At 60.2% G+C, this 9,816-nt stretch carries 5 protein-coding genes; 1 reads left to right on the plus strand and 4 read right to left on the minus strand.

What is annotated here, in order from left to right:
* From LJE63_02530 to LJE63_02545, 4 genes are all read right to left on the minus strand, one after another.
* The coding region (locus LJE63_02530) for a diguanylate cyclase (protein ID MCG6905475.1) at positions 1 to 1,378 on the minus strand (1,378 nt) is incomplete at its 3' end.
* A gap of 215 nt (positions 1,379 to 1,593) precedes the next feature.
* Positions 1,594 to 2,607, minus strand: a complete 1,014-nt coding sequence (gene glk, locus LJE63_02535; protein ID MCG6905476.1) for a glucokinase — start codon at positions 2,605 to 2,607, stop codon at positions 1,594 to 1,596.
* A 629-nt stretch (positions 2,608 to 3,236) separates the two neighbouring features.
* Entirely contained in the window at positions 3,237 to 5,921 is a 2,685-nt protein-coding gene (locus tag LJE63_02540; protein ID MCG6905477.1) for a PhnD/SsuA/transferrin family substrate-binding protein, read from the minus strand.
* 475 nt (positions 5,922 to 6,396) lie between these two features.
* The gene (locus LJE63_02545; GenBank protein MCG6905478.1) at positions 6,397 to 7,833 is read right to left on the minus strand and encodes a porin; all 1,437 of its coding nucleotides are present in this window, start codon (positions 7,831 to 7,833) and stop codon (positions 6,397 to 6,399) included.
* 360 nt (positions 7,834 to 8,193) lie between these two features.
* Between LJE63_02545 and LJE63_02550 the strand changes: the two genes are divergently transcribed.
* Entirely contained in the window at positions 8,194 to 9,567 is a 1,374-nt protein-coding gene (locus LJE63_02550; GenBank protein MCG6905479.1) for a sigma 54-interacting transcriptional regulator, read from the plus strand.
* Positions 9,568 to 9,816 lie beyond the last annotated feature (249 nt).

Below are 9,816 nucleotides of genomic sequence, written 5' to 3' on the forward strand. Positions count from 1 at the left end.
TGGCCTGCAGGCGCACCTGGATGCCGCGGTTCAGGACATAGATGCTCTCCTTGACCCGCGATCGGATCTCAAGCGCTTTTTGCAAGGCTTGGGTTTCGTCCAACCCCGGCAGGACCGCCACGAACTCGTCCCCGGCATAGGCCACCGCGAAGGCCGGCTCTTCGATGCAGCTTGCGATGGTGCCGGCCACCTTCTGAATGGCCAGGCTGCCGTTGAGGTGGCCATGGGCGTCCACCACCCGCTTGAAATGGTCCAGGTCCATAAAGATCAGCGAGACCGGGGTGCCGGCGGTTTTGGCCCTTTGAATTTCTTCGGCCAGCGCCTGGTAGAGATAGCGCTGGTTGTAAAGGCCGGTCAAACTGTCCCGCAAGGCCTGCTCGCGGAACCTTCGCTCGCTCTCCCGCAGGGCTTCTTCCGCCTTTTTGCGCTGGGAGATGTCCACCAGGGCGATGGCCACCCGCGACAGGGTGTCCTCGTGGCCGGAAACCACCAGCGATTTCCCCAGAACGATTTTGGGCTCGCCGGTTGCCGTGACCAGGGTCTCCTCCCGTTCGTCGGCGGTATTCCCGGCGGCCGCCACCAGGATGATCTCGCGGGCCATCTTCAAAAAGCCCTTGGAGTCGGTGGGAATAAAGGCCCCCCGCAAACTCGCGGGGTCGGCGACCCCCATCAGCTCCAAAAATGCCCGATTGTAACCCACGGTTTTGATCAACGACCAGCAGTGGTGGATCTGTTGGGGATTTTTGTCCAGGTATTCTCTGAAATCGGAAATCCCGGAGGCGCGCAGTTTTTCGATGCGGGCCTTGAGGCGCGAGACGTCCCATTCGATCATCGCGATCGGTGCGGATTGAAACAGCTGGCGATAGCGTTTCTCGCTTTCCCTGAAAGCCTCCTCCGTCTTTCGGAGATCGGTGCAGTCTTCCACCATGGCCATGACACCGCTCACGCCGCCGTCCCCTCCGGGGATGGGGCTGATATGGTAGCGCAGATGGGTGCAGCTGCCCTGGGGGTCGCCGTGGGGGTGTTCGACGATGACCGGCTTCTTTTGAAGGATGCAGCGCTCGATATCGGCGACCAGTCCCGATGCCGCCAGGGCCGGGCAATCCAACAGGTTCAGTGATTGGGTGTCCTCAAAGGGGTGCCAGGCAAGCATCTCCCGCATTTTGCGGTTGATGCCGGTCATGCGCCCCTCGGCATCGAGGGTGAAGATGCCCAGCGGGGCACTGTCGCCCAGCAGCCGGTTGCGCGCCTCAAGGGCCTTGAGCGCGCTTTCCGCCTGCCGGCAGCGTTCTTCAATGTCCCGCAATCGTGCAACTTCCCGGCGCAGTGCGGTGATCTCGGACATCATCTGCTCGGTGGTCCCGGGTTCCTGGGGCATCGGTGAATCCTTTGGCGGGAAGCGTTGGCTGAACCTTCCTTTTTTACGTTCAGCCGGTTGTCGGGTTGCGCCGGAGCGCCGGCGGGGGGGCGTTGGTCAAATCCCGCGAATTGGGAGGGACTTTAGCGCAGCAGGTGGGCCATGGCAATTCCGGAGATGCGCTTCGGGTGATTCCAAAACCGACGGGCCTTTGCCAAGCCCCCCAACCGGGGGCATTAGGTGCTCAACCCCATCGCCCGGCGGGCCGCACCCCACAGCGCCGCCTTGGGATTGGTGATGACGTAGACCGGTATCTGCTTCAACAGCGGCGCCATGCGGCCCTTGTGAACGAAGGCCTTCATGAAGCTGCCTTCCCCGAGGGCCGGCATGATCCGCGGCGGCATCCCGCCGCCCAGGTAGACCCCCCCTGTGGCCATGACTTTCAGCGCCAGGTTGCCGGCTTCAGCGCCCAGGATGGTGACAAAGGTTTTGAGCGTGGCCTGGCAGAGGCGGCACGGCCGGCCGGGATCCAAGGCCGCCCGGACGATGACCGCGGTGGGGTCGTCGGCTGCGGCCAGCGCCTCGGCCAGCCAGTCCGGCTCCTGGGCCTGGCCGCTGGTCTTCAGAAAGTCATAGATGTTGGGCAGCCCGCTGCCGGAACAGACGCGCTCCCAGCTGACATGCCCAAAGCGCCGCTGAAGGTGGCCCAGCATGCCGGCTTCAAGCGCGTTGTTGGGGGCGAAATCGGCGTGCCCGCCTTCGGAGGGCTGGGCGTGGTAGCGGGCGCCGTCCCAGACCAGGAAGGCCTCTCCCAGGCCGGTGCCCGGGGCGATGACCGCAACGGCGCCGCCGGTGGCCGCCTGCCCCCGGTTCAGCACAACCCGGTCGGCCTCGCGTAGTGCCGGCACCGCGCCGGCGATGGCCTCCAGGTCGTTTAGCAGGTGTAAGGATGCCAGACCCAGGGCCTCGGCGAGCTGGGCCTCATCCATCACCCAGGGCAGGTTGGTGATTCTGGCCCGCCCCGCCACCACCGGCCCGGCCACGCCAAAGCCGGCGCATTCAATTTGGGCGTCGATTGCGGCGAGAAATTCACGGGCGAGCGCTTCCAGGCTGGGATATTGCCCACTGGCATAGGTTTCTTCCCGAAAAGGGGTTCGTACATCCGATCCGGGTGCAAAGACCGCCAAGTGGGTCTTGGTCCCGCCGATATCACCGGCCAGAAACATTTTATCCGATTTTGGCGCTGACATGACGGCTCCGGTCTCTCATCTTTCGGCCCCGGTCAGGGGTGCTGCGGGTTTGCAAACAACGGGCGCGCGAAACGCGGTGGCCGCATGCCCCCGAGACTGTCGGCGGAAAATCGTCTGCCCGTGTAAACTTTTTATCCTCATCGGCGTCCAAGAGGTCAAACAGGCGGCACGTGGTGCCTGTGAACCCAGAATAAAGGAGACCGTCATGAAACGAAAGCTCTTTGTTGCCGGCATCGCCCTGATCGGGTGTGTCCTTTTTCTGACCGGCACATCCTGGGCAGGCCAGGGGGGCGACGGATACCGCTCCCGGGATGGGGGGGCGTACCGCCAGGGGCGGCAAAGTCCCCCCTGCAATGGCTGCGGTTGGCAAACGGGCAGGGGAAAGTCCCACAAACCCGCTTGCCGCGCACATAAGCCGGGCCATCAGTGGCGGCATCACCCGAAAAGGCCCGTGGTGGTTAAAAAGCACGTCTATCACCACTACCCCGGCAGGGATTGTGGCGTGGACGGCGGCTACACCATCGCGGCCGCGTTGATGGACCAGGTCTTTGGTATTTACGTCGAAGTGCGTGGGAACCCCTGATGGCAGCCCCAAAGGAGGAAATGGGTCAGGTCGGGTGCGGGCCCGCTTAAGGTTTGCTGCGGATCTCGAATTTTTCCAGCTTGTGGATGCCGTAGAGGGTACCCGTGCGCAGATCGAGGTGGTGGGTCGTGATTTCAAGCCCCGATCCTTTGAGGCTCTCGAAGAGCAGGTCGTTTGGGCCGAGTTCGAAATGGTCCCGGCTGATGACGACAAAATCCCGGCCATAGGCCCGAAACAGAAGCGCGTCCCGATACCTGGCCTGCAGTTCCACCGCAAACCGCTGCATCAGGCGGTTTCCCTGCTCCCAGCCCTGCTGCCGGTTGAAGTCCGGCAGATTTTTGAGGTGGAAAATGTGCAGACAGTGATATGACGCCAAGACCTGGTCGTTTTGTAAAATGATCTGCAGGTAGTCCTCGTTGTAGAGACCGGTGAGCTTGTCGCTGAAAAAATAGGAGAAGCGGCGCTGCTCCATCTGGTTTTTGGGCAGCTGGTCGATGGCCTCCGGGATCTCCACATCTTTCAGGACCCCGAGGGCTGCGGCGACGATCTCGGGGTCAAACTGGCTGCCGCTTAGCGCCTTCATTTCCTGCAGGGCCTCGGCAACGGTCTTGCGGGGCTTGTAGATGCGGTTGGTGGTCATGGCGTCAAAGGCGTCGGCAACGACGATGATCCTGGAGAGCAAGGGGATCTCCTTGCCCCGCAGCCCGTCGGGGTAGCCCGCCCCGTCGTAGCGTTCATGGTGGTGGCGGATGATTTCGGCAAGCCCCTTGTACATGTTGATATTGGCCAGCATGGCATGCCCGGCGGAGGCATGCAGCTTGATCAGCCCGTAATCCAGCTCGGAAAGCTTGCCGGGCTTGAGGAGCACCGAATCGGGTGTGGCGATCTTGCCGATGTCGTGCAGGGTCGCGGCCTGCTGCAGGATGTTGATCTGATGGTCGTCAAGGCCCAGTTCCCGGGCCAGCAGGCGGCTGTAGGCGGCCACCCGGAGGGTGTGGCCGGCGGTGTAGGTATCCCGCTGATCGATCATTTCGGCAAAAGACCGGATCGTCTGCTCGTAATTCTCCGTGCGTTCCTGCTCCAGTCGGGACACCTTTTCACGCTGCCAGAAGGAGCTGACGGCAAAGCCGATGTCGCCCGCCAGTTCCTCCAGCATGACGAGCTCCTCCTGATCGAAGCCCTCCTTGCGCATGGTGTAGACGCTGAGGGCCCCGATGGCGCGGGAGTATCGGTCGGCGCGCAGGGGCAGGGCCGCCACCGCCTGAAAGCCGGTCGCCGCCGAGCGGTCAAGCCACGGGGTGACCGTCGTTTCCCCATCGCTCTGAACAATGACCACCGTTTGGTCGCTCAGCATGCAGCGGGCTGCGGGTGAGGACGAGAAGGGATCGGCGGGGTTGAAGGGATCGTAAGGCGGCGCCTCGGGAAAGCGGACCGAATCGTCGGCGGTGAAAACCCCATCCACCACGCCGTCCCGCAAGAGGCCGATCCAGCTGTAGCCGTAATGGCCGTGCTCGGACATGGTTTTGCAGGCCTGGTCCAGAAGGGTCTCCAGGTCCGTCGCCGAGAGGAGCAAACCGTTGATTTCGGCAACCGTTTCCATGATTTCCCGCAGGTAAAGCTCCCGGTCAAGGAGGGTGTTGATCCGTTGGGTGCGTTCGACGACCCTGGCCTCCAGGGTCCGGTTGAGCTCGTCGACCTCCCGTTTTTTGTACCGCAGCTTGCGGTTCAGGTGCAGGATATAAAGCGAGGCCGAGGAGATCAGGATGACCGCGCCGAGCAGCAGGCCGAGCTGGCGCCAGTAGCGCCGCAGCACGTCGGTCAAGGTGAACTGGCCGAAATCCGCGTAGGGTCCGATGCGCAGGTCGAGCAGGCAGTCATGCACCGGCTGATAGTTCAGAGGCACGGTCCAGCCGGCGCTCTTGCTGGCCCTGGCGGCGGGGTCGTCGGGATCCATGGCCAGCAGGGCGGCCGCCACCGCGCGCGCCAGATCGATGGGTGTATCCCGGGTGGCGGCCATGGGCCATTCCGGATACAGTTGGGTGCTGAGCCGGAAGGGGAACCCCGCGACGTGCCGCTCATCGATAATACGGAATTCGTTAAGTCTGATGCTGCCGGCGGCGGCCATCCGCTCCAGGGTGTCGCTGCGCACCGTACCGGCATCGACCATGCCCTTTCGTACCGCATAAACGACGGCGTCATGGGTGTTGCCGTATTCGAGGGTTGCAAAGAAGCGCAGCGGGTCGACGCCCAAGCGGAAGAGTTCGCGCCAGCACATGATCCAGCCGCCGAACGAGCGCGGCTCCACCGCCATGAACGCCTGGCCCCGCAGATCGGTGATTGCGCGCAGGTCCTGACGGTCGGCGCGGGCAAATATGACGCCGCCAAAGGTGGTGGTCTGCTGACCGGGAAGGTTCTGGTTGATCAGGGTGGCGATCCGGTTTACCCCGTAAAGCTTTTCAAGCTCCACATAGAATCCCGGATTGGCCAGGACAAAATCGATCTGCCGCTCCCGGACAGCGGCATGAATCTGGGTGAAATCAAGGGGCACTACCTGGAAACGACAGCCGACCAGCTTGGCACTGAGATAGTCGGCCGTGGGGGTCCACATCCCCACGTCCACCGCCGAGCCGCGCTTGGCGAGGACCCCGATCTTGACCTCCCGGGGCGTTTGGCTGTGGGCATTTCCCAGCAGGCCGGCAAAAACCAGGAGCAGCGAAAGAAAAAGGAGCACTCCCACACGCCTGAGCCCGGCCAGGAAAGGTCTGCGAGTCATGCGGCAGGGGGGGGTGAACCCAATGGCGCCTTTTCCGCCCGTTTGGGGATTTTTTTTTCCCGCGCTTTCCCGGTTGTTTCGGCGATGGGGTTGCGGCCCCCTGAGGGGTGTGGGTTGCATTCAACCGCTCCATCACTTGTGGGCGGCATCCGAACAGTGTGCAGGCCTGGACGGCCGGGGAGTGCCCGGTTGCCGAAAATGCCATCTTTACAGATCAGGATAAAGGGATTTTCCAGAAAAAACAATCCGGTCGTGTTCCGGCGCCTGCCGCGATGAGCGATCTAAAGTAGCCGCATATTTTTATGAAAAGCGAAGAGAGGAGTTTGGGGCAGGAATGAATGGGGTGTGTTTTCGGAAAACACACCCCATTCTGGCAGGCTATCCCCGGGCCGTAGGGCAAGGGTTGCAAAGGCCGGGCTGCTTCTTTACGTGATTAAAACAAGTATTGTGCGCTGAACTGAACCCGGTTCAGCTCACCGTCGTCGTCGTTTTCCAACTCCCGCTGACCCCACAAATACTCCAACCCCAGATTGACTTCGGGAATGGGGCTCCAAATGAGGTTGGTATGCACCGACTGAAACCGCTTGTTGACCTCGTCGCCCACCTCGTTGGTGTCGTTGTCGGCTTCGGCGTAGGCGTAAACCAGGCTCGAACGAAGATTGTCCAGCCAGAAATGGCGGTAGGCCACATAACCGCCCCACTGCTCCAGCGCTTCGAGATCCCCATCCTCATCTATGTATGCGTCTTCGAAATTGCTCCACATGTAGCGGCCGAGCGCATTGCCATAATTGAGCATAAAGCGGATGTCATCCTTGCCGAATGTCGGCACCACACCAGCGGCGCTGACAGCGCCGCCATAAACGCTGTCATCGGCGATGTCATTGTCGATCCGGAGTTCACGTCCCATCAAGGCCAGTGAGAATTTTCCGAAATCGCAGTTGTAGTTGATCCGACCGACGACATCCGGCACCCGTTCGGTATCATAGGAGGTGCTAACGCCCGTTCTGCCGTCGATGACCCAGGTTTCGGGATTTTCCGCAGCCAGTTGCAGGTTGCCCCAATCGAAAGGCTGGGTCCAGCGCACCTGGGCCTGGCGGACGAAAATCTCACCCGCCGGCCCGCCGAAATCCAGGGTTTCCGGCAGAACGCCGGCATTCATAAATGTGGACCAGTTCTGGCCGGCCATGAAATTGCCGAGTTCACCATAGGCATGCCGGACCCGCCAGCCGTCAGAGTTGGTCACCCTCTGGTTGCCGGAATAGCCATAGATGTCGCCTTCCACATGAATCTTCAGATCCCCCATGGCGGTCCCGGTTCTGGTTTTGAGGTACAGGCGGCTCTGCTTGGCGGTGAAGACCAGCTTTTCCGACGGCTCGTCCGCGCTCGGCCCGACATAGATCGACCGCGGATAGAAGAATCGATCAGAATCGCTGTTGCTGCCTGCGCCGACATCGCTGTAGACCGCATCCAACTTCACGTAACCTCCCAGGCGGACATCGGTGTCGATTCCCGGCAGACGGAAATTGAAGGTGCCGGGTCCCGCACCCCGGGTGACCATTTGGGCTTCCGCCTCCTTTGCCGCCGCGGCCTTCTGGGCCTCAAGCTCCGCAGCCTGCTGCGCCTCCACTGCCTTTTGGGCCTCCATTTCGGCGACCTTTTGTTGCAGAACCTCCAGTTGCTGCTTGAGCTCCTCCAGGGTGGTCGCATGGACTGCATAGACCGGCATGAAGCCCCACACGGTCATCAGCAAAAGCACCAGCCACCACACGCCCTTGGGTATCATCCTGCGCCCGTTCCTATCTACTTCTTTTCTCCTCATCGCAACGCTCCTTTCCTCTTCACCATTGAAAATGGCCTGGAAATTTTGCACTCCCAGGCAAGCAAATCCGCCACCTCAGCAGATTTTAACTTTTTCTAAAAATATTCTTAATATTTCGAACTGGAGGCAGCTCTTGGGGCTTTTTCAATCTTCTTTTCGAAGGTGCAACAGGCATGCAGCTTTCCCCCTGTCTGGCAGAGCAATAAACAGACCGAAGTACGATAATTTTTCCAAAGATTTCACGGGAAACGATGAGGCTTTAGGGTATTATGCAATTGGGCGACCAAAAATCGGATCTGGATTTGGATCGGCGGGGAGGATCTCTTCTTGCCCGATGGTGGTGAACATGTTAAGAATGTTAACACCTATGAGCTTTACAATTGAACAGTTTGAACCCCAGCGAGGGTGATAGTGGATCATTACTGGAAAATCGTGGTCGATACGATTCAAGACGGGGTCATGATCGTGAACGAAAAGGGGGTTGTCGTCTTCGTCAACCGGGCCTTTGAAGAGATGACCGGTTATGCCGAGCGGGAGATCGTGGGTCAGTCCTGCCATATGTGCAACTGCAGCGACTGCGAAATCGTTCGCAGCAAAGGCCGCCGCCACTGGTGCTCCATGTTTGAACAGGGGTTTTTGAGGAAACAGAGATGTCACCTGATCCGTAAGGACGGCAAGACCTTGAATGTCGTGAAAAATGCATCGGTTCTGAGGGATGCCGAAAATAACATTATCGGCGCCGTGGAAACCCTGACGGATGTTTCCGACCTGACCCAGAAAGAAATCCAGATCGAACGCTACCGCCGGGAGCTGGATGCCGCCGATCGCTTCCATGACTTGGTGGGCACATCGGCCGCCATGCGAAAAGTCTTTGATTTGATCGTAAACGCCGCCCACTCCGATGCACCGGTGATCATCTACGGGGAAAGCGGGACGGGCAAAGAAATGGTCGCCCGGGCGATCCATGCCGAAAGCCCGCGCAGCGGAAAGCCCTGCATCAAAGTCAACTGCGCCGCTCTTAACGACGCCCTTCTGGAGAGTGAGCTTTTTGGCCATGTCAAGGGGGCCTACACCGGTGCCTATTGCGACCGTCAGGGCCGATTCGAGGCCGCCCACCGGGGGAGCATCTTTCTGGATGAAATCGGCGAGTTGCCGATGCCCCACCAGGTCAAGCTCCTGCGCGTCCTGGAAGAAGGGGTGGTGGAGCGCGTGGGCGACCATCGCCAAATCAAGGTCGATGTGCGTCTGATCTCGGCCACCAACCGAAACCTCTCGCAACTGGTGTCCCGGGGGGAATTTCGGACCGACTTTTTTTATCGCATCAATGTCATCCCCATTCAGGTGCCTCCCCTGCGTGAGCGGGTCGAGGATATCCCCCTGCTGGCCAGATCTTTTTTCAACCGCATTCTCCTCAAGAGCGGAAAACAAATCCGGGGGATTTCAAGCCGGGCCATGGGTCAGCTCATGCAATACGGGTGGCCGGGCAACGTCCGGGAATTGAGAAGCGCCATGGAATTCGGCTTTGTCACCACCGACCAGGGGGGCGTCATCGGCCCTGAAAACCTTCCCCAGAACATCCGTTACAACGACAGCCGTGTTTCCGCCAAACCCGGCACTTCCCTCACCCTCAACACCCTCAAAAAACAGCGCTTGATCGAGGCCCTTCAGGATGCCGGGGGGAATCAATCCCAGGCCGCAAGGCTGCTGGGGATATCCCGCACCAGTGTCTGGAACCAATTGAGAAAGTACGAAATAACGCCCACCGATTTTCGCAACAAACCTTAGGCATTCAAATTGCTTCACCTGTGACTCGGGAGCGGTTTGAGTTACGCCTGATCTTCATCGGCCAAGACCGAAAAAGTCAGCGCGCCCTGACCCGGACCCTTTTCGGCCCAGTCGAATTTCGATCTCACCTTCCGCGCTCCCCGCGCTAAACCGAACGCTGGTTCTTCAGACCCGGGATTTTTTCCTTTGGGGATTCAAGTTCAGTTGATTCCGTTATCGTTCAGAAATTTCAAAAACGTGCAGCCGAGA

The organism is Desulfobacteraceae bacterium (genome assembly GCA_022340425.1).
In the GTDB taxonomy this organism is placed as follows: domain Bacteria; phylum Desulfobacterota; class Desulfobacteria; order Desulfobacterales; family JAABRJ01; genus JAABRJ01.